This is a genomic window from Guptibacillus hwajinpoensis, from assembly GCF_020524165.1.
Classification (GTDB): Bacteria; Bacillota; Bacilli; order Bacillales; family Guptibacillaceae; genus Guptibacillus; species Guptibacillus hwajinpoensis_D.
Genome location: NZ_JAIVKU010000002.1, coordinates 245,186 through 266,631 on the forward strand (window position 1 = coordinate 245,186; position 21,446 = coordinate 266,631).

Annotated in this window: 21 protein-coding genes; all 21 read left to right on the forward strand. The window is 33.4% G+C overall.

The features are described from left to right. The first annotated feature begins 196 nt into the window (after window positions 1-196). The 21 genes from LC090_RS02865 to LC090_RS02965 all read left to right on the forward strand — a co-directional run bounded on the left by LC090_RS02865 (window position 197) and on the right by LC090_RS02965 (window position 21,329). The gene (locus LC090_RS02865; RefSeq protein WP_226655102.1) at window positions 197-931 is read left to right on the forward strand and encodes a YveK family protein; all 735 of its coding nucleotides are present in this window, start codon (window positions 197-199) and stop codon (window positions 929-931) included. Beyond that, window positions 909-1,574 (forward strand): CpsD/CapB family tyrosine-protein kinase, encoded by a 666-nt coding sequence (locus LC090_RS02870; RefSeq protein ID WP_226655105.1) that lies wholly within the window; start codon window positions 909-911, stop codon window positions 1,572-1,574. Before LC090_RS02865 ends, LC090_RS02870 begins: the two co-directional genes overlap by 23 nt. Window positions 1,575-1,955: 381 nt before the next feature. Next, on the forward strand, window positions 1,956-3,776 hold the full coding sequence (locus LC090_RS02875; protein ID WP_226655108.1) for a polysaccharide biosynthesis protein: 1,821 nt from the start codon (window positions 1,956-1,958) through the stop codon (window positions 3,774-3,776). Window positions 3,777-3,832: 56 nt separating this feature from the next. Beyond that, window positions 3,833-4,987 (forward strand): glycosyltransferase family 4 protein, encoded by a 1,155-nt coding sequence (locus tag LC090_RS02880; RefSeq protein ID WP_226655110.1) that lies wholly within the window; start codon window positions 3,833-3,835, stop codon window positions 4,985-4,987. After that, complete coding sequence (locus tag LC090_RS02885; RefSeq protein WP_226655112.1) at window positions 4,972-6,123, forward strand: glycosyltransferase family 1 protein; 1,152 nt, start codon at window positions 4,972-4,974, stop codon at window positions 6,121-6,123. The genes LC090_RS02880 and LC090_RS02885 overlap by 16 nt, the downstream gene beginning before the upstream one ends. Continuing rightward, window positions 6,086-6,982 carry a glycosyltransferase family 2 protein gene (locus tag LC090_RS02890; RefSeq protein ID WP_226655115.1) on the forward strand — a complete coding sequence of 299 codons (897 nt, stop codon included), beginning with the start codon at window positions 6,086-6,088 and terminating at the stop codon, window positions 6,980-6,982. Before LC090_RS02885 ends, LC090_RS02890 begins: the two co-directional genes overlap by 38 nt. 29 nt (window positions 6,983-7,011) lie before the next feature. Continuing rightward, window positions 7,012-8,085, forward strand: a complete 1,074-nt coding sequence (locus LC090_RS02895; RefSeq protein WP_226655117.1) for an EpsG family protein — start codon at window positions 7,012-7,014, stop codon at window positions 8,083-8,085. A 30-nt stretch (window positions 8,086-8,115) separates the two neighbouring features. Then, a complete protein-coding gene (locus tag LC090_RS02900; protein WP_226655119.1) occupies window positions 8,116-8,280 on the forward strand; it encodes a hypothetical protein in 165 nt (54 codons plus the stop codon). Between the two features lie 9 nt (window positions 8,281-8,289). Next, window positions 8,290-8,889, forward strand: coding sequence for a sugar transferase (locus tag LC090_RS02905; protein ID WP_226655122.1), 600 nt, complete (start codon window positions 8,290-8,292; stop codon window positions 8,887-8,889). A gap of 1 nt (window position 8,890) precedes the next feature. Next, window positions 8,891-9,529 carry an acetyltransferase gene (locus LC090_RS02910; RefSeq protein WP_226655124.1) on the forward strand — a complete coding sequence of 213 codons (639 nt, stop codon included), beginning with the start codon at window positions 8,891-8,893 and terminating at the stop codon, window positions 9,527-9,529. 22 nt (window positions 9,530-9,551) lie between these two features. Then, a complete protein-coding gene (locus LC090_RS02915; protein ID WP_305076408.1) occupies window positions 9,552-10,682 on the forward strand; it encodes an aminotransferase class I/II-fold pyridoxal phosphate-dependent enzyme in 1,131 nt (376 codons plus the stop codon). A gap of 24 nt (window positions 10,683-10,706) precedes the next feature. Next, on the forward strand, window positions 10,707-11,054 hold the full coding sequence (locus tag LC090_RS02920) for a helix-turn-helix domain-containing protein (RefSeq protein WP_226655129.1): 348 nt from the start codon (window positions 10,707-10,709) through the stop codon (window positions 11,052-11,054). 28 nt (window positions 11,055-11,082) lie between these two features. Then, window positions 11,083-11,805, forward strand: coding sequence for a glycosyltransferase family 32 protein (locus LC090_RS02925; RefSeq protein WP_226655131.1), 723 nt, complete (start codon window positions 11,083-11,085; stop codon window positions 11,803-11,805). A 15-nt stretch (window positions 11,806-11,820) separates the two neighbouring features. Beyond that, a complete protein-coding gene (locus tag LC090_RS02930) occupies window positions 11,821-12,774 on the forward strand; it encodes a glycosyltransferase family 8 protein (RefSeq protein ID WP_226655133.1) in 954 nt (317 codons plus the stop codon). 16 nt (window positions 12,775-12,790) lie between these two features. Continuing rightward, window positions 12,791-13,987 carry a glycosyltransferase gene (locus LC090_RS02935; RefSeq protein ID WP_226655135.1) on the forward strand — a complete coding sequence of 399 codons (1,197 nt, stop codon included), beginning with the start codon at window positions 12,791-12,793 and terminating at the stop codon, window positions 13,985-13,987. A 30-nt stretch (window positions 13,988-14,017) separates the two neighbouring features. After that, complete coding sequence (locus LC090_RS02940) at window positions 14,018-15,055, forward strand: glycosyltransferase family 2 protein (RefSeq protein WP_226655137.1); 1,038 nt, start codon at window positions 14,018-14,020, stop codon at window positions 15,053-15,055. Then, the gene (locus LC090_RS02945) at window positions 15,052-16,245 is read left to right on the forward strand and encodes a glycosyltransferase (protein ID WP_226655138.1); all 1,194 of its coding nucleotides are present in this window, start codon (window positions 15,052-15,054) and stop codon (window positions 16,243-16,245) included. Before LC090_RS02940 ends, LC090_RS02945 begins: the two co-directional genes overlap by 4 nt. 8 nt (window positions 16,246-16,253) lie before the next feature. Next, a complete protein-coding gene (locus tag LC090_RS02950; RefSeq protein ID WP_226655139.1) occupies window positions 16,254-17,375 on the forward strand; it encodes a polysaccharide pyruvyl transferase family protein in 1,122 nt (373 codons plus the stop codon). Then, window positions 17,372-18,568, forward strand: a complete 1,197-nt coding sequence (locus LC090_RS02955) for a glycosyltransferase (protein WP_226655140.1) — start codon at window positions 17,372-17,374, stop codon at window positions 18,566-18,568. Before LC090_RS02950 ends, LC090_RS02955 begins: the two co-directional genes overlap by 4 nt. An 18-nt stretch (window positions 18,569-18,586) precedes the next feature. Then, window positions 18,587-19,753, forward strand: coding sequence for a glycosyltransferase (locus LC090_RS02960; protein WP_226655141.1), 1,167 nt, complete (start codon window positions 18,587-18,589; stop codon window positions 19,751-19,753). Between the two features lie 28 nt (window positions 19,754-19,781). After that, window positions 19,782-21,329 carry an oligosaccharide flippase family protein gene (locus tag LC090_RS02965; protein ID WP_226655142.1) on the forward strand — a complete coding sequence of 516 codons (1,548 nt, stop codon included), beginning with the start codon at window positions 19,782-19,784 and terminating at the stop codon, window positions 21,327-21,329. Window positions 21,330-21,446 lie beyond the last annotated feature (117 nt).

Below are 21,446 nucleotides of genomic sequence, written 5' to 3' on the forward strand. Positions count from 1 at the left end.
TCTGCCTTATTCCTCATAAAAATAATGGATTTGTCTGTTGACATGTTCTTTATATAGAACTAAAATAGTAAATAATCACAATTGTAAGAAAAAGTATAGGAGAGTTATTTTCTCGGTTAACGGAACTTTGGAATAGGGTGTTCATTATAAAGAATATACGAATTTGAAAGTAAAATCTATTAAAAAGGTGGGCCTTATGTCTAAATTTCAGTATGAAAATAACAGTAGTAGTTCTCCGGAAAAAGAAATAAATTTAAAAGAATATTTTGCTGTTATTAAATCACGATTTTGGATTGTTATAGTTCTAGCAATTCTTACGACCGCGGGAGGATACTTTTACAGTCAATACACATACGTACCACTTTATGAAACCTCTACAAGAATTATTGTTGATACAGAAAATCAGGATATGAAAACATTAATGGTTATGATCAAAGACCCTATTATCATGGAGAAGGTTATAAAGGAATTAAAGTTAGAAACCACTGCAGAAGGAATTGCAAACCGAATTACCGTTGAACAAGTGGATGAATCTCGAGTGGTTCGAATCTCAGTTATTGATACAAACCCTGAAGCAGCAGTTGCCATTGCCAATGCAACTGCTAAAACATACAAAAGCGAAGTTGTAAAACTTCTTGATTTTAAGGAAGTACAATTGCTATCTGAGGCCAAAGTAAATCCATATCCGATTAACGAATCACAAAATAAAGTCGTTTTGGCTGCTGCAGTATTCGGATTAGTTGCTGGAGTTGGTTTTATCTTCTTGCTGGATTCTTTGGATGGCACAGTAAGACGTGAAAGCGATATTGAAGCGATCCTTGGTGTACCTGTTATTGGAAATGTTTCAAATATGAATAAAAAGAAATTTGTCTCAAAAAAAAGAAAAGCGAGAAGCTACGAGGTAAGGAGTGAGTCAGTTGATCTCAAGTAAAAAGGGACGATCTACTTTAAAGAAACGAAATTTAATTACTCTTTCTCACTCAAATTCCATCATTTCAGACCAGTTTCGTACCATTCGAACGAATATGCGTTTCTTAGCAAAAGAGAATGAGGAACGCGTTTTTCTCATTACTTCTCCTGGTGTTGGAGAAGGGAAATCGACGATGACAGCTAACCTGGCTGTTTCATTAGCGCAACAAAAAGAAAAAGTGCTTTTAATTGATGCGAACCTTCGCTCTCCAATTGTCGACCAAATATTTAAAGTCTCCAATGAAGATGGTTTAACAGATGTGTTAACTTATAAAAAAAGCTTTCAAGATGCCGTTCATCATTCTGAGATAGGAAGATTGGAGATTCTTACAAGTGGTCACCATGCAAGTAATCCTGCTGAGTTACTTGGAAACGAGATGATGAGAGAGTTACTGATGAAGGCTAGAGAAAATTATGATTTTATTTTAGTGGACTCGCCCTCAGTGTTAACATCCACTGAAACAAGAATGCTCGCTAATATATGTGATGGAATTATTCTCGTTTTAAATAAAGGGAAAACAGATCTTGAGCAAGCTGCAAAAGCAAGAAGAGTGTTAGAATTGGCGCACGCTAACCTTATGGGGGCAATCATTAACAAGAAATAAGTATGTTTATTTGTTCTTTATTAAGAATATCATTTCCAATTTGAATAATCTGGCGATGCCTTCTTGCCATTATCAATGAAGGCACTCGATCATACTGTGGGTTTACGGACCTTAGACGCTAGTCGTCGATGGTGTGGTGTGAGGATGGGTTAGATGCCCATTTTTCATTTATTTAAGTGTTCTTAATAAAGTTCTAAGTATGAGGTTTTGGAGAACCTTATACTTAGAACTTTATTATCTAAGGGGGCAATGCTTGTGAAACTAACGGAAGATTATCCTAAATCGATGAAGAAAGCGATTAGATAGGTTGAACAGGATAGAATCATTGATGTTCCGATTAGAAAAGAAAGAATTTAATAAAGTAGTGAGGGGAGGAAAGATATGACCTACCGACAAAGGTTGCCTTTTTTCATTTTCATTGATTCATGTATCGTCTTAACTGCCATCTTCTTTAGTCAATTTCTAGTTGGTGCAACTATCCATGTAATCACCTTCTCAGTTATTTTAAGCTCAGCTGTCATCTTAATCAGTCATCATTTATTTTCATTTCGATTTAACTTATATAAGAAAGTTTGGGAATATGCGAGTATAGGAGAGTTAGTGGTTATCCTTCAAACGGTTACCTTTTCTATTCTAATCGCTGCTATATTCCAACAGTTTATTCTAAAGGAGATCTCATTTCGACTGTTGATGGCGACATGGATTCTTCATTTACTATTCATTGGGGGGTCACGCTTTTGTTGGCGAATGTACCGTGACACAGTAATGAACAAACCGAATAGCAAACGGAATACTCTTATCGTTGGAGCAGGATCAGCAGGAACGATGGTAGCAAGACAATTACTGAAAAACAATGACTCTGACCTTTCTCCAATAGGATTTATTGACGATGATCGACGGAAACAGAGTCTTGATGTTTATGGGATCCCTGTACTCGGTGGAATCAATTTAATTGAAAAGAAAGTAAAAGACCTTGATGTTGAGAATATTATTATCGCGATTCCATCCTTAAGTAAAAAAGAACTTCAGAGAATTTTTCAAGAGTGCGCTAAAACGGAGGCGAAAACGCAAATCCTTCCAATGCTAGAAGACCTTATGACTGGCAAAATTGCAGTTAATCAATTTAGAGATGTGAAAGTTGAAGATTTACTTGGAAGAGAGCCAGTTAAATTAGACATCGACATCATTTCAAACTCGATCACAAACAAAACTGTTCTAGTGACTGGAGCGGGTGGATCAATAGGGTCAGAAATTTGTAGGCAGATTTCACTTTTTCATCCAAAAACACTCATTCTATTAGGACATGGCGAAAACAGCATTTATGCTATTGAATTAGAATTAAAAGAAGTTTTTCAAAATACGGACATTGAGTTTGTTACTGAAATTGCTGACGTGCAAGATGCAGGGAAAATGGTCGCTGTGATGGGACTCTACCAGCCTGATGTTGTTTATCACGCGGCAGCTCACAAACACGTACCATTAATGGAAAGGAATCCTGAAGAAGCTGTAAAGAATAACTTAATTGGAACCTTGAATGCTGCCAATGCGGCTAGTTGGAGCGGTGTTAAAACGTTTGTGATGATCTCCTCTGATAAAGCCGTTAATCCTACAAGTGTCATGGGGGCTACAAAGCGCTTGTCAGAAATGGTTGTCCAAAATCTTGATCGAAAGAGTACTACCAAATTTGTTGCTGTGAGATTTGGAAATGTTCTCGGGAGTAGAGGTAGTGTGATTCCCTTATTTAAAAAGCAGATTCAAAAAGGTGGTCCAATCACCGTGACCCATCCAGAAATGATTCGATTCTTTATGACGATCCCTGAAGCATCCAGACTTGTCATTCAAGCAGGTTCACTGGCTGAAGGTGGAGAAATTTTTGTATTAGATATGGGCGAGCCAGTTAAAATCGTAGACTTGGCAAAGAACTTAATTAAACTATCAGGACATTCTGTTGATGATATCGGAATTGAATTTAGCGGCATTCGTCCAGGAGAGAAGTTATACGAAGAGCTTCTTAATAAAGAAGAGGTGCATTCGGATCATGTTTATCCAAACATTTACGTTGGTAAAACGTCCGAGCTGTACTTAGAAGAAATCGAAGAGCTGATCGAGACTTTTTCCGATATGGAGAAAGAAGCGTTGCGGAGTAGATTGTTGCAACTGGCCAACCACAAAATAGAGTCGCAACCTTTGTTGTCAGGTTAATTCTTCAGCATAAGATGTTCTTTATTAAGAATGATCTTTGAATAGGAGGTGCGTATATGCCCGCAAAAAAAGTGTTGTTTTGTGCAACGGTTGATTATCATTTTAAAGCTTTTCATTTACCGTACTTAAAGTGGTTTAAAGAAGAAGGATGGGAAGTTCACATTGCGGCAAGTGGGGAACTAAAATTACCTTATACGGATCGTAAATTCAACATACCAATTCAGCGATCTCCTTTTCAAATGAAAAACATTGAAGCGTATAAAGAGCTGAAAAGAATTATGGATAAAAATCACTATGATATTATCCATTGTCACACTCCTATGGGAGGCGTTCTTTCCCGGATAGCTGCTAGGAAAACAAGGTCCCAAGGAACGAAAGTCATTTACACAGCACATGGCTTTCATTTCTGTAAGGGATCACCACTATTAAACTGGTTCGTGTATTACCCTATCGAAAAGAAGTTAGCAAATGATACAGATTGGCTTATCACAATTAATCAAGAAGATTATCAACTTGCATTGAAGCGTTTTAATGCAACCCAAGTAGAATATGTTAAAGGTGTTGGAATTGATTCTAATGTATTCACGCCGCTAATAGAAGAAGAAAAAAGAAAACGAAAGGAATCATTTGGATACCATCCAGATGATTTTTTATTATTTTATGCAGCAGAATTTAATCAAAACAAAAATCAAAAGTATTTACTAGAAGCACTAGTCCTATTGAAAGAAAAATTACCTCAGGTGAAATTATTACTTGCAGGTAAAGGGCCACTTCTTCAAAGTTGTCAAACTCTAAGTCACACGCTTGGTATTAGTGATCATGTGGATTTTCTTGGATTTCGAGACGATTTGAAAGAATTAGTACCAATGTGCGATATAGCTGTTGCATCAAGCTTACGTGAAGGTTTACCAGTTAATATCATGGAAGCCATGTCATGTGAACTGCCGGTTGTAGCTGTTGATAATAGAGGACACAAAGAGCTTGTTGTATCTGGAAAAACGGGGTGGCTCGTTCAACCTGAAAGTCCAGAGCAGTTAGCAGCTAAAGTAAACGATTTGGCCATGGACGAAGTCACAAGAAGAGCTTTTGGAAAAAGTGGGAGAAAAAGAATACTTAGCGATTTTAACGTAGATCAAATCCTCCAACATAAAAGGATGATTTACACCTCATGTATACAAGGAACGGAGGAGGTAAATTGGGCACTCCAGTAAGAGTTCTTCATGTTGTTGTGAACATGAATCGAGGCGGAGCAGAAACATTAATCATGAACTTGTATCGCAATATTGATCGGTCAAAGGTTCAATTTGATTTTCTGACCTGTAAAGAAGGGGTATTCGACTCGGAAATAAAAGCGATGGGCGGGAAAATCTACCGCATTCCTTATGTCAGTGACGTAGGTCATAGGAGATATGTAAGAGAGCTTAATCAGTTTTTTTATCGTCACTCCGATTACCAGATTGTTCATTCACATCTGGATAAAATGAGTGGGCTTGTACTTAGGGCGGCAAAGGAAGCTGGAATTCCAAATCGGATTGCACATAGTCATAATACGAGTAGTGAAGGAGGGAAAATAGCAACACTTTATAAGTGGTATGTAGGACTACTTATCGATAAAAACGCGAATCATTTATTCGCATGTTCCCAGCTTGCAGCAAGATGGCTCTATGCTAGTAAATCTAGAAGTAGCACGATAATAAAAAATGGAATCGAGTTTGAAAAATTCTCGTTTTCTAAGGAAATTAGGAAACAAATAAGGAAAGAACTAGATATAAGCAATAAAACATTTGTACTTGGTCATGTCGGTCGCTTTGCGAAGCAAAAAAATCATCATTTTCTTATTGAGGTTTTTAGTGATTTTGTGAAACTCAAAAAAGATTCTCTTCTACTATTAGCGGGTGATGGCCCATTACGATCCGAATTAGAAAGAAAGGTGAAAAATTTACAGTTAGAAAAAAACGTTAAGTTTATTGGCATTCGTAGTGATATCCATCATGTTTTGCAAGCTTTCGATGTATTTGTATTTCCATCTTTTCATGAAGGCTTACCCGTTACACTAATTGAAGCACAAGCAGCGGGTTTGACGTGTTTCATTTCGAATAATATCACAACTGAAATCGATTTAGGAATGAAATTGATTCATCAACTCTCGCTTAAAGACAAAAGTAGTTGGGTAGATCATTTAATAGCCTTTTCGGAGAAATCGACTTCTCGTTATCAATCGCCACTTGTCTTTACTTTGAAGGGGTATAACATCCTTCAATCAGCCAGACAGCTGGAAGAGAATTACTTAAGAATGGGGGGAGAAAAGAATGAAGAAATTAACCATCTTCACCCCAACGTACAATAGGGCTTATTGTCTTTCTAATTGCTATGAGAGTTTAAAAAGACAAACAAACATGGATTTTGTTTGGTTGATCATCGATGATGGTTCAACTGATGAAACAGAGAAATTAATTTTTAAATGGATGGAAGAACGTGTAATAGAAATTCTCTATATTCAGCAGGAAAATCAGGGGATGCATGGTGCACATAACACTGCTTACGAAGTAATTGAAACAGAACTCAATGTCTGTATCGATTCAGATGATTTTATGCCTGATGATGCGGTTGATAAAATCTTAACCTGCTGGGATAAATATGGTAGTAATGAAGTTAGCGGAATCATTGGTCTTGATGCATACACGGATGGAAGTATCATAGGTACAAGATTACCTAAAGGGTTAAAACAATCAACGCTTTTCCAACTGTATCAAAAGCATAGGGTTACAGGAGATAAAAAAGTCGTTTATCGAACAGAATTAACGAGAGATTTTCCCTATCCACTTTATGAAAATGAAAAATATGTTGGTTTAGCGTATAAATATTATAAGCTCGATCAGTATTTTGAGATGATTTTATTAGATGAAGTACTTTGTTATGTAGAATATTTGGAGGATGGTTCCTCTTATAATATGTTTAATCAATATAGACGAAACCCAAGAGGATTTGCCTTTTACCGAAGAGAACTAATGAAGCTACCTTTTGCCAATTACTTATTTAAATTCAGACAGGCAATTCATTATGTTTCCAGTAGTATGATGGGAAAGAACTTGAATTACTTACGAGAAGCACCATCCAGAGTTATGACGCTAAGTGCTACACCGTTTGGAATTGTGTTGTATTTCTATATTATGTTTAAAACAAGACATGTAAAGACGATTACGTAATCAATTATTGATTTGAAAGGAATATCCTTATGACGATTCTATGGATGACACTTGCCATAGTTTTTCTTTTTGGTTATTTTGCGAGATATGCTTCTGCTACCGTCATTACACATGGATATTCGCATGTTATTCGACCAAGTAAATTGTTTGTACTTGGTTCGATGATAACGCTTGTTACTGTAGCAGGGTTAAGGTCAAACATTGGTGACACTTTCAACTACGTTAATATTTATGAAGAAAATACGTTTACCTGGGAGTACGTATTAAGTCAAAAGGATATTGGTTTCGGAATTCTCCAAATGATCCTAAAGGCAATATCAGAAGACCCACAAATTATGATTTTCACAACAGCACTATTCACAAATGCTCTAATTGTCATTATTCTTGCTATCTATTCAAAAAGGATTGAACTCAGTCTATATGTTTATATTACCGGTGGGCTTTTTCTAGTCTCGATGAACGGCATTCGTCAGGCTCTAGCAGGAGCTATTGCTTTTACAGCTACTAAGTATTTAATAGAAGGAAACTTCATTAAATATTCGTTGATCGTAGTGTTAGCGTCCTTTATTCATCAGAGTGCACTCATTTTACTTCCTATTTATTTTGTTGTTCGATTCAAGCCATGGTCGAAGGCAACAATAGCGCTCTTAATTCTTTCCATCTTTATTGTTATGGGGTATGGAAAATTTTCCTCTATCCTTTTTTCAGCTATAGAAGATACACAATACGGAGGATACGAAGATTTTAATGAAGGGGGGGCAAGTAAACTAAGGGTTCTTGTCATGGCAGCACCCTTAATCATTGCTTACCTTGGGAGAGATAAGCTTAAGAGATTGTTTCCAAAAAGTGATGTCATCGTGAATATGACTTTACTGAGCGTAGTGTTTATGATTGTCTCGACCCAAAGTTGGATATTTGCTAGATTCACCATTTATTTTGGACTCTATCAACTCATTCTGATTTCCTGGATTGTCGACCTCTTTAAGCTACGTGATCAGAAGGTGATTTATTATGGAATCCTTGTTTGCTATCTTGCTTATTATTATTACGAAAGTGTAATCAGCTTAAATATCATTTATAAGAGCAATTTTTTAACTTGGTGATAATAAAATCATAATGAAGGAGAGAGTTATGTGGAGGCACCACTAAGTATTACACAAGAAAAGCTTCAAGAAGTCTTATTGCTAGCAAGGGAGAAAGGGAATCAGGACGGAGAGTTATCTGTTTCACATTTAGTAGAGGAGATCAAAGACAACCTTTTATCTTCTAGTATGATCAACTTGAAAGAAACACCTTAGGTTAAAGGGATGAAGCGATTAATAGATGTGGCAGTCTCAACAACTTTACTCGTTGTACTATCGCCTATCATAGGCGTACTAAGTCTAAAGGTTAAGAAAGATATGGGAACACCAGTCATCTTTAAGCAACAAAGACCGGGACTAGATGAGGAACCATTTCTTTTATGTAAGTTCCGAACGATGGAGAATGTAACCGATGAGAATGGCCATTTACTTTCTGATGAGCATCGCGTGACTAAGGTTGGAATGTTTCTCAGAAAATACAGCCTTGACGAACTACCTCAGCTTCTCAATGTGTTAAAAGGTGAAATGAGTCTTGTAGGACCGCGACCTTTGTTAATGGAATACTTACCCCTCTATTCAGAAGAACAAAAGATTCGCCATCAGGTAAGGCCAGGCATGACAGGATGGGCACAGGTGAACGGAAGAAATGCTATCACGTGGGAAGAGAAGTTTAAACTAGACACCTGGTATGTGCAAAACCAATCCATGCTATTAGATTTAAAAATTTTATTGCTTACGATTATAAAGGTAGTGAAAAAAGAAGGCATTAACCAGCAAAAAGAAGTACCTATGGATAAATTCAAAGGATCGAAAGAAGTGATTTGAAATGGACGTTATCGTAATCGGTAACGGTGGTCATAGCAAAGTGATTCAAGACATGATCCGATCGCTTAATTTTAAAATCATTGCGGTTCTTGATGGCAAGTTCATTGAACATACAATAGAAAGTGGAGTTAATTATGCTCCAATTGAGTTGATTAATGAATACCTAAATCCTGATGTAAGAGTTGTAATTGCCATTGGTGATAATGCTTCCAGAAAAAAGGTTTCCGACCAATTATCTCTTCATCCAGAACAATATTTAACTGTAACGCATCCATCTTCTGTGGTAAGTTCAACCGCATGCATTGGAGCTGGAACGGTAGTCATGCCGAATGCGGTCATCAACGCAAACGCAATAATTGGTGATCAATGCATTATCAACACGGGAGCAATTATTGAACATGAGAATAAGGTTAATAACTACAGCCATGTGTCACCTAACGCAACGCTAACCGGGAACGTGTCAACTGGTGAAGGCGTACATATAGGAGCATCAGTTACCGTCATACCTGGTATATCAATAGGAAACTGGTCTGTTGTTGGAGCGGGAGCAACAGTGATTGAAGATATTCCAGCCTTTTCAACGGCTGTTGGCTGTCCTGCAAAAATCATAAGAAAAGGTGGTGATGTGATTGCACAATAAAATCTATCTTTCCCCGCCTCACATGTCAGGAAATGAACAGAAATATATTCAGGAAGCATTCGATTCCAATTGGATCGCCCCATTAGGAGCTAATGTTGACGCCTTTGAAAAAGAAATAGCCACTTACGTTGGAGCCAGTGATGCCATCGCAGTTAGTTCAGGAACTGCAGCGATTCACCTGGCTCTTTCTTTATTAAGTGTGAGCAGAGGGGATCAAGTTTTCTGTTCAACGTTAACGTTTGTCGCAAGTGCAAATCCAATTCTCTATCTAGGAGCAGAGCCTGTTTTTATTGATTCAGAACCTGAAACATGGAATATGTCTCCCGAGGCACTTGAAAGAGCTTTAGTAGATGCCGCTAGAGAACAGAGACTTCCAAAAGCAGTCATTGTCGTTCATTTATATGGTCAAAGTGCCAAAATGGATGAAATTCTTAACTTGTGTAATCGATACGAAGTGCCGGTCATTGAAGACTCAGCTGAATCACTTGGATCCACTTATAAAGGAAAGGCGAGTGGGACTCTAGGTAAATTCGGGGTTTATTCCTTCAATGGTAACAAGATTATTACAACATCAGGTGGTGGAATGCTTGTTTCGAATGACAGACATGCGATTCAACAAGCCCGTTTCCTGGCAACTCAAGCACGTGATCAAGCTCACCACTATCAGCATAGTCAACTGGGGTATAACTATAGAATGAGTAATATACTTGCTGGGATTGGTAGAGCGCAACTGGAAGTATTAAATGAACGTATCGCTTCTAGACGTAAGGTGTTTGATACGTATCTTCGTGAATTTTCTATCCTTCAAGAAGTTGAATTCATGCCTGAATTGTTAAATACAATGTCTAATCGATGGTTAACAGCACTAACGATTAATGAAAAAGCAATTTCCACAACTAACGAAATTTTGGAAGACATGAGAAATCATAATATTGAAGGAAGGCCAGTATGGAAGCCACTTCATCTTCAACCCTTATATCGTAGTGCGAAGTATTATCCACATAAGGAGAAGAATCACGTAGCAGAGAGGCTATTTCGGTCAGGAATTTGTCTTCCTTCTGGATCTAATCTGTTGGAAGATGATCAAATGTATATAATCGATAGTTTTAAGAAGGCTCTTCGTATGAAAGAACCAGTTAGGGAAATGGTATGAGTCAGAAATGAAGAGGTATATGTCATGATAGGACAAAATATCCTTAAGATTCGAAAAGCAAAAGGTCTCACATTGTCAGAGCTTGCAGAAAGGTCAAAGGTTTCAAAATCATATTTAAGTAACATTGAAAGAAATCTTAAACAAAATCCATCAATTCAAGTTATGGAAAAGTTAGCTTACGTACTCGATGTAGAGCTAAATATGTTGCTTGAAGAAGATGAGAAAAAACATCATTTATCAGATCAAGAATGGACGGATTTTGTAGAGGAATTACGGAAATCTGGTATTCGGAAAGAGCAGCTCCGAGAGTATAAGACGATTTTGGAGTTTATTAAGTGGCGGAATGAATACTGTGCACGCGAAAGCAATTAAATTGTAGATAGTGTTAGGAGGGAATAAATTGATACCTAAAATTATTCATTATTGTTGGTTTGGGGGTGAGGAAAAACCTTCTAAAATACAGAAGTGTATGAATACTTGGAGTGAACACTTATCAGATTATGAACTAGTTGAGTGGAATGAAGAGAATTTTGATTTAAACACTAACTCTTATGTAAGAGAAGCATATAATTCGAAGAAATATGCTTTTGTAAGCGACTTTGTAAGAGTTCATGCTTTATATCATTATGGAGGAATTTATTTAGATACGGACGTAGAAGTAATGAAATCCTTTGATGATTTATTAAACCATAAATCCTTTTGGGGATTTGAACAAGCGAATTATGTCGCTACAAGTACAATTGGTGCAGAAAAAAACAATGAATTAATTTCATGTTTTTTGAATTATTATACCAAAAGAAACTTTATTAACCAAGATGGTGGGAGGGATGAATTAACAAATGTAGCGATTTTGAACGGAATTCTTGAACAAAACGGTTTAAAAGCAAATGGAGAGTATCAAGAAATAAAAGGAATTGGAGTTATTTACCCACAACATTATTTTTCACCTTTTGATTATATAAACTTGAGAAATTTAAAAAATGAGGAATCCTATACACTACACCATTTTTATAAGAGTTGGCTTCCTTTAAGTGTAAGAATAAGGTCATTCATAAAAGTAGTTTTATCAAAAGCAATTGGTGGTGAAAATATTTATAGACTGAGAGAATTATTTTTTAAATGATGTGGAGGACAAGCAATGAAGCTAAGTGTTGTGTACTCAAGTGATAATAATTACGCACAGCATGTTGGGGTATCTATATTATCTGTTTTTGAAAACAACCAAGAATTTGAGGATATCGATGTATATCTTATAGAAAATAATATATCAATAATCAATAAACATAAGTTAGAAACTATATCTGAAAAGTATAATAGGAAGATTCATTTTGTTAGCTTTACGCAGTATGAAGCAAAATTAACACTTAAAATGAAGCATTCAATATCAATAAATGCATATGCAAGATTATTTATTTCAGAAATAATAGATAGTAGTGTGAATAAAGTTCTTTACTTAGATTGTGACTCAATCGTAAATGGCAATCTTACTGAGTTGTGGAATACAGATATAAGTGATTATCATGCAGCTGGTGTATTAGATACAGTAAGCGAGGATACTAAGCTAAGAGTGAACATGAATGTAAAATCCCCATATATAAATTCAGGGATGCTTCTTATTAATTTAGCAAAATGGAGAGAAGAAGCAATTAATCAAAAATTTATAGATTTTATTGAATCTTATAATGGTGACGTCTTTCATCACGATCAAGGGGTTATTAATGGTGTATTAAGTGAAAAAATTTTGATTCTTCACCCAAAATATAATGCTATGACTCCTTTTTTTACATTAAAAAGAAGTCAAATAACTAATTATTATGGAATAGAAGAATTCTATAGTGAGGCTGAATTAATAGAGGCAAAAACTTCTCCAGTATTTATACATTTCACTCCTGCTTTTATCACTAGACCTTGGATAAAAGGTAGTAAGCATCCTTTAGCAAATAATTATAAAAAATACTTGGAGATGACACCATGGAATGGAGTAAGGTTTATTGATGACAATCGAAATATAAATGAGAAATTTGTATCTTTCTTATTTAATAAGTTGCCATTTAAGGTGGCAATTAGCTTATCTAGCATAATATATAAGTGATAATGGGAGAGGTTCTATGAAAAAGAAAGTTTTAATAAGTATGTATTCATTGCATATCGGAGGAGCTGAAAGAAGTTTAATTGGTTTGTTGGAAACTTTTGATTACACAAAATTTGATATTGATTTATTTTTATATAGACATGAAGGAGAGTTTCTATCTTATATTCCTAATCAAATTAAATTGATACCACCGATAAAAGAGTACACTACCTTTGAAAGACCAATCGTTGAGGTTGTAAAAGAAGGAAATCTATTTTTAGGGAGCGTAAGAATACTCTCTAAATTGAAAGCTAATATGAAAAATAAAGGATTGAAAAAGGAACAGCGTACTTACAAACAAATGCAATATACTTGGCACTATTCATTACGGAAACTACCTGAATTTAAAAAACAATACGATATCGCAATAAGTTTTTTAGGACCTCATAATTTTATACTTGAAAAAGTACAAGCTCGTAAGAAAATTGGATGGAGTCACACGGATTATTATACAATTGTCAATCCAGATGAAAAACTAGATGAAAAAATGTGGAGTAAGTTAGACTATATAGTTAATGTATCATCAGATTGTGAGACTTCCTTTCTTAAAGTGTTTCCAAAACTTGAGGGGAAATCAGTAGTTTTGGAAAATATAATTTCACCTTCATTTGTAAGGGAACAAGCTAATGAATGCGTTATTAAAGAAATGCCCAATGATGGATCATTAAAGATCTGTACCGTTGGTAGGTATTCAAACCAAAAAGGTTTTGATATGGCAATCGTTGCATGTAAGAAGTTAATTCAATTGGGATATGATATCAAGTGGTATGTTATTGGTTATGGTGGAGAAGAAGGTTACTTAAGAGAACTAATTAGTACACATAATTTAGGAAACAAATTTATACTTTTGGGTAAGAAAAAAAATCCATACCCATATATAAATTCATGCGATATATATTGTCAGCCATCTAGATATGAAGGCAAAGCAGTTACAGTAAGAGAAGCTCAAATCCTCGGTAAGCCGGTTCTCATTACAAACTATCCAACTGCAAAAAGCCAACTGGAGAATGGATTTGATGGTGAAATTTGTGATTTATCAATTGAAGGCATTGTTAACGGTATAAAGGACTTATATGATAATTTGTCGAAAAGGAATGAATTATCGAAAAATTGCATCAATAGAGATTATAGTAATCGTTCTGAAATTAATAAATTATACGAGTTGATTAATTAACGATATATGTTGCCCCTTTGGGAGGTTTTGATGATCAATAAAGTAAGTATAATAGTTCCAGTTTATAATGGGGAAGCTCACATAAAAAAATGCTTAGAGAGTATATTGGTGCAATCATATGGGAATATAGAAATTATAATAATTGACGATGGTTCTACTGATAGAACAAGAAGCATCATTAATAGATTCTCAAAAGAAGATAGGAGAATAAAATATTTTCATCAAACAAATAGTGGACCATCTGTCGCTCGTAACAGAGGGATAAATTTATCAGTTGGTGAATTTATTGCATTCATTGATGCAGACGATACGATTGACGAAAAATATGTAGAACAGTTGGTCTCGCATATGTTAAGTTCTGGGTCCGACCTAGTTTGTTGCGGCTATAAAGACATTTCTAATCAAGGAATTTTGTTTCTTTCTGATTTTAATTTCTCGAAAAGCACTTCATTACACTCCTTCATGGACATGGTGTGTAACGGTACTGGGGGAGTTTTATGGAGCAAAATTTTTAAAAAAGAGATTATTGAAGATCACAAAATTAGAATGAAAAAAAATGTATTTATGTGTGAGGATTTAATATTTGTATTGGAGTATGTATTACATTGCAAGACATTTTCTGCAATTAATCAACACTTGTATAATTACAACAGACTCAATCAATATAGTATAAGTTCTAATATCACAAACAGTTACTTAAATAGTTTTATCACAGTGTGGAAATATGTTGAGAATATTTACCTATCAACAAATCATAGCCAGATACAAACAAATGAATTAATAAGTAGAAAAGTTCAAGAAATGACATTAACAATTATCGGACAAAATATAAAGGAAATATATAAGCTTGGAATAAGTAAAGTTATTTTTAATATTAAAGAACTATTAGAGAACCCTTACATTGAGTGCTATAAAGAAAAATTTTCAACTGAAAAATATCTTTATAAGCCATTTATATTGAGTATTAAACGAAAGTCCGTACCAATGATTATTGTGTACGGCTCTTTTTATTTTTTATTAAAAGAAATGAAGAAGATATTTAACATAAGGAAGAAAGTGACTTTATGAAGAAAAAATTATTATTTGTCATTGATTCACTTGCAATTGGAGGAGCAGAAAAGAGTTTAGTGTCTTTATTAAGTAATATAAACTCATCTATCTTTGAAGTTGATTTAATGGTGTTTAAAAGTGGGGGAGAACTTGAGAGTTATGTCCCTAATTACGTTAATATACTTCCCCAACTCGAGTATTTTAGCTTTTTAAACGGTGGATCTGTAATGTTATGGAAAAAAATTCTCTTCTCATATTACAGATGGAAAGCTTCTATAAATTTAAGGTTAAATAATTTTAGAAGAAATGCTTTACACAGTGAGCAGGTGATATATAAAAGCACTGGTAAAATATTGCTAACTGATTTAAAAAAGAAATATGACGTTGCTATTGCCTATAGCCAAGGGTTGCCGACTTATATTGTGGCTAATAAAATTATTGCTGAAAAGAAGCTTGCATGGATAAATACCGACTATTCCAACACTCTTTATAACAAGGATATAGACTACCTTTCTTATAAAAAAATAGACAAAATTATAGCAGTATCTCAGAATACCAAAAATTCTATTTTAAAAATAAGAAGAGAATATATCAATAAAGTAGAGGTTGTCATGGATATCCTTGATCCAGATATTATATATAGTATGGCAAACGAAGAGCCTATTGAAGAATTTAGTAATGTAAATATAAAAATTCTAAGCGTTGGAAGATTGGAGTCTGTTAAATCATACGATAGAGCTATTAAAGTAGCTGAAATGTTAAAAAAATCTAATTGCAACTTTAAATGGTATGTAATTGGTGAAGGTTCTGAGAGGCGGAAATTACAAGAAATGATAGATAATTTCGGTTTGACCGATTGTTTTATATTGATGGGAAAAAAAATTAATCCATATAAATATATGAATTGCTGCGATATATATGTTCAAACGTCTCTAAAAGAAGGATTTGGACTCACAGTTAGTGAAGCAAAAATTTTAAAAAAGCCTATAGTATGTACAAACTTTCCAACAGCGAAAGAAATAATTACTCATAAAGTAGATGGACTAATTGTAGAACAAAATATAGAAAACATTTATGAAGGCATAATGAAACTAATCAATGATTCTGAGTTGAATAAAAGTATAATTAATCAATTGAATAATACGATTCCGTATAATTCCAAAAGCGAGATTGAAAAAATTTATCAAATAATTAATAAAGAAATGTAGGTGAAATTTTGAATCGGATTTTTGTAGATATTTACTTACAATATAATCTTGGAGATGATTTATTCTTAGATATTCTTGCTGAAAAATATCCCGAAACGCAATTTACTATCAATTATTTAGGAAAGAATTACAATCAATTCATTTCAAAATATAAAAATGTTGTTGCTAGAAAATATACATTTTTAAACAAAATAGGCCAGAGACTCAAGATTAAAGATTCAATTACTAATTTTGATTCTGTTGCTGATGAGCACGATGGACTCTTGTTCATTGGTGGATCTATCTTCCGTGAAGAGCATTACCACAAATCTCTGTATAGTGAAAGAATGAATTTGATTAAAGAGTTTAAAAAGCGAAACAAAGCAGTATTTATCTTAGGTGCAAATTTTGGACCTTACACATCTGATGAATTTATAGATGACTATAAAAAACTATTTAAATTATGTGATGATGTTTGTTTTAGAGATGTTTCCTCTTTTACACTTTTTGAAGATATTCCACAAGTAAGAATTGCCCCAGATATAGTTTTTCAAATGAAAACAGAGCAATACAAACCAAAAGAGAAGACGAACACAATAGGGTTTTCAGTAATAGATGTAAATCATAAGAAGGGACTATCCAGTTACAGTAAAGAGTATATAGATAGTACTGTGAAAACCATAGATATATTTGTGGGAAAAGGGTATGAATGTTATTTAATGTCATTTTGTGAGAAAGAGGGAGACTTAAAAGTAATTAAAGCTATAATGTCCTCCCTCGATTCTAAGACATTAAATAAAGTGAAAATATACAATTACAAGGGAAATTTAAAAGAAGCTATTACTTTAATAGCTTCTTTTAAATTAATTGTGGCAGCTAGATTTCATGCGAATATTTTGGGGATGTTATTAGGATCCAAAATAATACCTATCATTTATAGCGAAAAAACCTCCAATTTGCTTAAAGATTTAAACATGAGCGATTTAGGTATTGATATGTTGAATATTGAATTTCAATATGATGAAAATTATATTAGTAAAGCGCTTAATAGTAGAATAGACTTGAGCGATGTAATAATAAACTCAAGTAATCAATTTGCAAATTTGAATAGATTTCTTAAAGGTCGATACTTAGATTGGGGTGAAGTATGAAAAAGAAAGTAATTTTCATGCTAATTAACATGAACATTGGAGGCACTGAAAAAGCGTTGTTGAATATGATAAGTAAAATGTCAAAAGAAGAATATGAAATATGCGTGTTTTTATTAGAAAAGTCAGGAGGCTTTTTGAGAGATATTCCAGACCATGTACAGATAGAAATACTGGAAGAATATAAAGGAATAAAAAAAATGTATGAAAACTCACCATATTACAATGTGATTTCTCTATTCAAAGAGGGCAAATTCATCAATTCATTTATGTTATTGATATGTTACTTATTAACAAAATTATTAAAAGATAGAAGGATTTATATTAGTTATTTACTTAAGGACTGTTCAATAAAATATGGTTATGATATAGCCGTTGCTTATGCTGGACCTATGGATTTAATATCTTGTTATGTATTAAAAAAGATTAAAGCAAGAAAAAAAATCCAATGGGTTCATTTTGATGTTACTAAAATATCATTTAATAAGGAATCAGAATCTAAAATGTTTAAAAAATTCAGCAAAATATTTGTGGTGTCAGAAGAAGGTAAAACTAAATTGATTAGTATGATTCCAGCAATAAAAAATAAGGTTGAAGTATTTCCAAATTTAATCTCAACAGAACTAATAAGTAGGAAAGCTAGGATTGGGAATGGTTTTAACGATAAATTTGAAGGAATTAGAATTTTAACTGTAGGAAGACTTTCAGGAGAAAAAGGACAAGATTTAGCTATTAAAGTGCTAGCTGAATTAATGAAAAAAGGTTTTAATGTTAGATGGTATTGTATTGGTGAAGGAAATTCAAGAAATAGGTATGAAAAGCTAGTAGAAGAATATCAGGTGCAAAATGAGTTTGTTTTCCTGGGGAGAGATTCTAATCCATATCCTTATATTGAGCAATGTGATATTTATGTACAACCTTCCAGACATGAGGGATTTTGTATAACTCTTGCTGAAGCAAAGTATCTAAATAAACCTATAGTAACTACTAATTTTACAGGCGCAAAAGAACAAATAATAGACGGTGTGACAGGTTTGATCGTTAGTACTGATAACGAAAAAGAATTGTTGAATGGAATATTAAGATTGATAGAAAATCCAGATTTACGCAAAAATCTATCTCTCAACTTACGAAAAGTAATATTAGATTCAGCCCAAGAGAATAAGAATGTAAATGAATTAATTACATCATTCTAAAAAGGTGGAGGTTTCCCTTTGAAAAGTATAGTAATTGTTACCAGGAGGTTAATAGTAGGGGGGATAGAGAAAGCATTACTATCTATGCTAGAAGCTATACCTAAGGATAAATTCAAAATTACTTTGATGTTAATGGGGGCAGAGGGAGAGCTTGTGAAAGATATTCCCACGCATGTCGACGTGAAATTTATATTCGGAGAAGAAAAAACTACTCAAAAAATTTGGCGCGAATTAAAGAAAGGTAAGTTTAAAGAAATTAACAGCTTAATTAGATATAGGTTTATGTTTAAGGAATTTAAAACAATCTATGAAAGAGAGTATTATGAATCTCAAATGTTACCTATTTTAGAGGCAAAATATGATATAGCAATAGCCTATCATACACCTGCATCATTTCCGGTTGTATATGTAATGAAAAACATAAGAGCAAGTGTTAAAGTTGCATGGATTCATAGTGATGTCTCTCAGTATGAAAAAGAATTACAACCTTATAAGGATTTATATGTGAATTACGATCGAATATTCTGCGTATCAGAATACGCCCAAATGGAATTTTTGAAAATGTTCCCTAGGTTAAAAACTAAAACTAATGTATTTTACAATATTATAAATAAAAATAAACTGATATTACTCTCAGAAAAAGAAAAGGGATTCACAGATGAGTTTGATGGTATTCGTATACTAACTATTGGGCGATTAAGTGCACAAAAAGGTCAAGAAATTATACCCGAAATTTTATCTGATTTAATTTCAAATGGATTAAATGTTAAATGGTATTGTATAGGAGAAGGTGACGGAAGAAAACAAATTGAAAATGCGATTGAAAAACATGGAGTAGCTGATCATATGATTTTGTTAGGAACTTTAACAAATCCCTATCCGTTTTTAGCACAATGTGATTTGTATGTTCAACCTTCTAGACATGAGGGATACTGTATTACACTTGCAGAGGCAAGAGCGTTTAAAAAGCCGATTGTGACAACAGACTTTGTTGGGGCTAGAGAACAAATTACTCACTTACAAACAGGCTTAATAACTAATTTTGATAGTGATAAGATATTTTCATCTATTCTTAAAGTATTAAATGATAAGGAATTGGCTACCAGGCTTCAGGATAATTTAAGTAAGAAGGAATTTGTTGGAGGGCATTCAGAAATAAATAAACTTTATAAATGTATAGATTGATATAGTTACAATGAGGAGTAGTTAACAAATGAAAAGCCAACTAAAAGGTGGGGCTATTTTATCTTATTTAGGTCTCTTAATAAATAGTGCAATTTCTTTAATTTATATACCTATTATGTTGCAAGTGCTTGGTAGGGAAGAATATGGTTTATATATCTTAGCTACTTCAGTAGTAGGTTATTTAGCAGTCCTTAACTTCGGTTTAGGAAATGCAGTAATTCGATATAGTGCAAAATATAGAGCTTCTAAGGATTATGAAGGTTGTTATAATCTTTATGGTATGTGTTTCTTAATATACTCTATATTAGGTGTACTTGCATTTGGAATAGGTATGATATTAATTAATAATATAGATACTTTGTTTTCCCTTTCTTTAAGTGAAAACGAATTAAAGAAAATAAAAATATTAATGATGATTATGATAATAGGAGTAAGTGCAGAAATAACATTTGGAATATTTAATGTAATAGTTTTAGCTCATGAAAAATTCATTTTTCAAAAAACATTAGTTATTATTACCTCCTTATTAAATCCAGTATTAGTATTACCGTTGCTGTTAATGGGATACAATACAATATCAATGGCAGTAGTTACAACTTCTTTAAGTTTTTTCACCATAGTAATTAATATGTATTTTAGTTTAAGAATTATTAAGGTAAGATTTAATTTCGAAAAATTTGACAGCAATTTATTTAAAGAAATTTTAACCTTTTCAGTGTATATCTTTTTGAATTTAATTATTGATAAAATTTATTGGTCAACTGATCAATTAATTTTAGGTGTATATAGCGGTACAGCAGCAATCGCTATATACACAATTGGAACAGCATTTACAGGGTATTTCTTAGGTTTCTCTTCAGCTATTTCAAACCTATTTTTAACTAGAGTAACTACTATAGTTGTTAATGGAAAAGTAGGTGATGAATTATCAAATTTGTTTATTAAAGTGGGGAGAATTCAGTATATTATCATTTCTTTTGTACTCTGTGGATTTATAGTACTGGGGCAAGAGTTTATTAGTTTGTGGGTTGGAGAAAAATATGAGAGTTCATACTTAATTGCTCTCTTAATATTAATTCCTTTAGTATCATCACTGATACAAGGGATAGGAGGTACGATACTCCAAGCAAAGAATATGCATAAATTTAAATCAATGGTGTTTTTCAGTATAGCAATAATGAATGTAGTGTTAAGTTTGATATTTGTTCAATTTTGGGGCGCGGTGGGGGCCGCTCTTGCTACAGGCATTGCTTTTACTCTTGGAAATACTATAGTAATGAATATTTACTACTGGAAAAAAATAAAAATCGACATACCTAGATTCTGGAAAAATATATTGATGATGAGTCTGCCTATGATCATTAGTGTAATTTTAATAAATAAATTGAATAGTTTTTACACGGTTAATAGTTGGGGAATGTTAATTGTCAAAATACTTGTGTTTTCTATGTTTTACATATCTTTAATGTGGTATGTCGCTTTAAACAATGAAGAGAAAGCACTAATTTCTAACCCAGTAATAAAACTCATTAGTAAACCTTTTAATAATAGAAATGATTTTAAAATAGATAATTAGAGAAATATTATTTAATTAGAATATGAATCTCATTCTTGAAACATGGAGAATTATTAGGAATACTTTAAATCTAGCCTGCACAGATGGATTATAAATACGTATTATTTAAGGTCAGTC

Coding starts and splice junctions, on each gene's coding strand:
- LC090_RS02865 (WP_226655102.1), top strand. CDS start 197: ATGTCTAAATTTCAGTATGAAAATAACAGTAGTAGTTCTCCGGAAAAA.
- LC090_RS02875 (WP_226655108.1), top strand. CDS start 1,956: ATGACCTACCGACAAAGGTTGCCTTTTTTCATTTTCATTGATTCATGT.
- LC090_RS02880 (WP_226655110.1), top strand. CDS start 3,833: ATGCCCGCAAAAAAAGTGTTGTTTTGTGCAACGGTTGATTATCATTTT.
- LC090_RS02890 (WP_226655115.1), top strand. CDS start 6,086: ATGAAGAAATTAACCATCTTCACCCCAACGTACAATAGGGCTTATTGT.
- LC090_RS02895 (WP_226655117.1), top strand. CDS start 7,012: ATGACGATTCTATGGATGACACTTGCCATAGTTTTTCTTTTTGGTTAT.
- LC090_RS02905 (WP_226655122.1), top strand. CDS start 8,290: ATGAAGCGATTAATAGATGTGGCAGTCTCAACAACTTTACTCGTTGTA.
- LC090_RS02910 (WP_226655124.1), top strand. CDS start 8,891: ATGGACGTTATCGTAATCGGTAACGGTGGTCATAGCAAAGTGATTCAA.
- LC090_RS02915 (WP_305076408.1), top strand. CDS start 9,552: ATGTCAGGAAATGAACAGAAATATATTCAGGAAGCATTCGATTCCAAT.
- LC090_RS02920 (WP_226655129.1), top strand. CDS start 10,707: ATGATAGGACAAAATATCCTTAAGATTCGAAAAGCAAAAGGTCTCACA.
- LC090_RS02930 (WP_226655133.1), top strand. CDS start 11,821: ATGAAGCTAAGTGTTGTGTACTCAAGTGATAATAATTACGCACAGCAT.
- LC090_RS02935 (WP_226655135.1), top strand. CDS start 12,791: ATGAAAAAGAAAGTTTTAATAAGTATGTATTCATTGCATATCGGAGGA.
- LC090_RS02940 (WP_226655137.1), top strand. CDS start 14,018: ATGATCAATAAAGTAAGTATAATAGTTCCAGTTTATAATGGGGAAGCT.
- LC090_RS02945 (WP_226655138.1), top strand. CDS start 15,052: ATGAAGAAAAAATTATTATTTGTCATTGATTCACTTGCAATTGGAGGA.
- LC090_RS02955 (WP_226655140.1), top strand. CDS start 17,372: ATGAAAAAGAAAGTAATTTTCATGCTAATTAACATGAACATTGGAGGC.
- LC090_RS02965 (WP_226655142.1), top strand. CDS start 19,782: ATGAAAAGCCAACTAAAAGGTGGGGCTATTTTATCTTATTTAGGTCTC.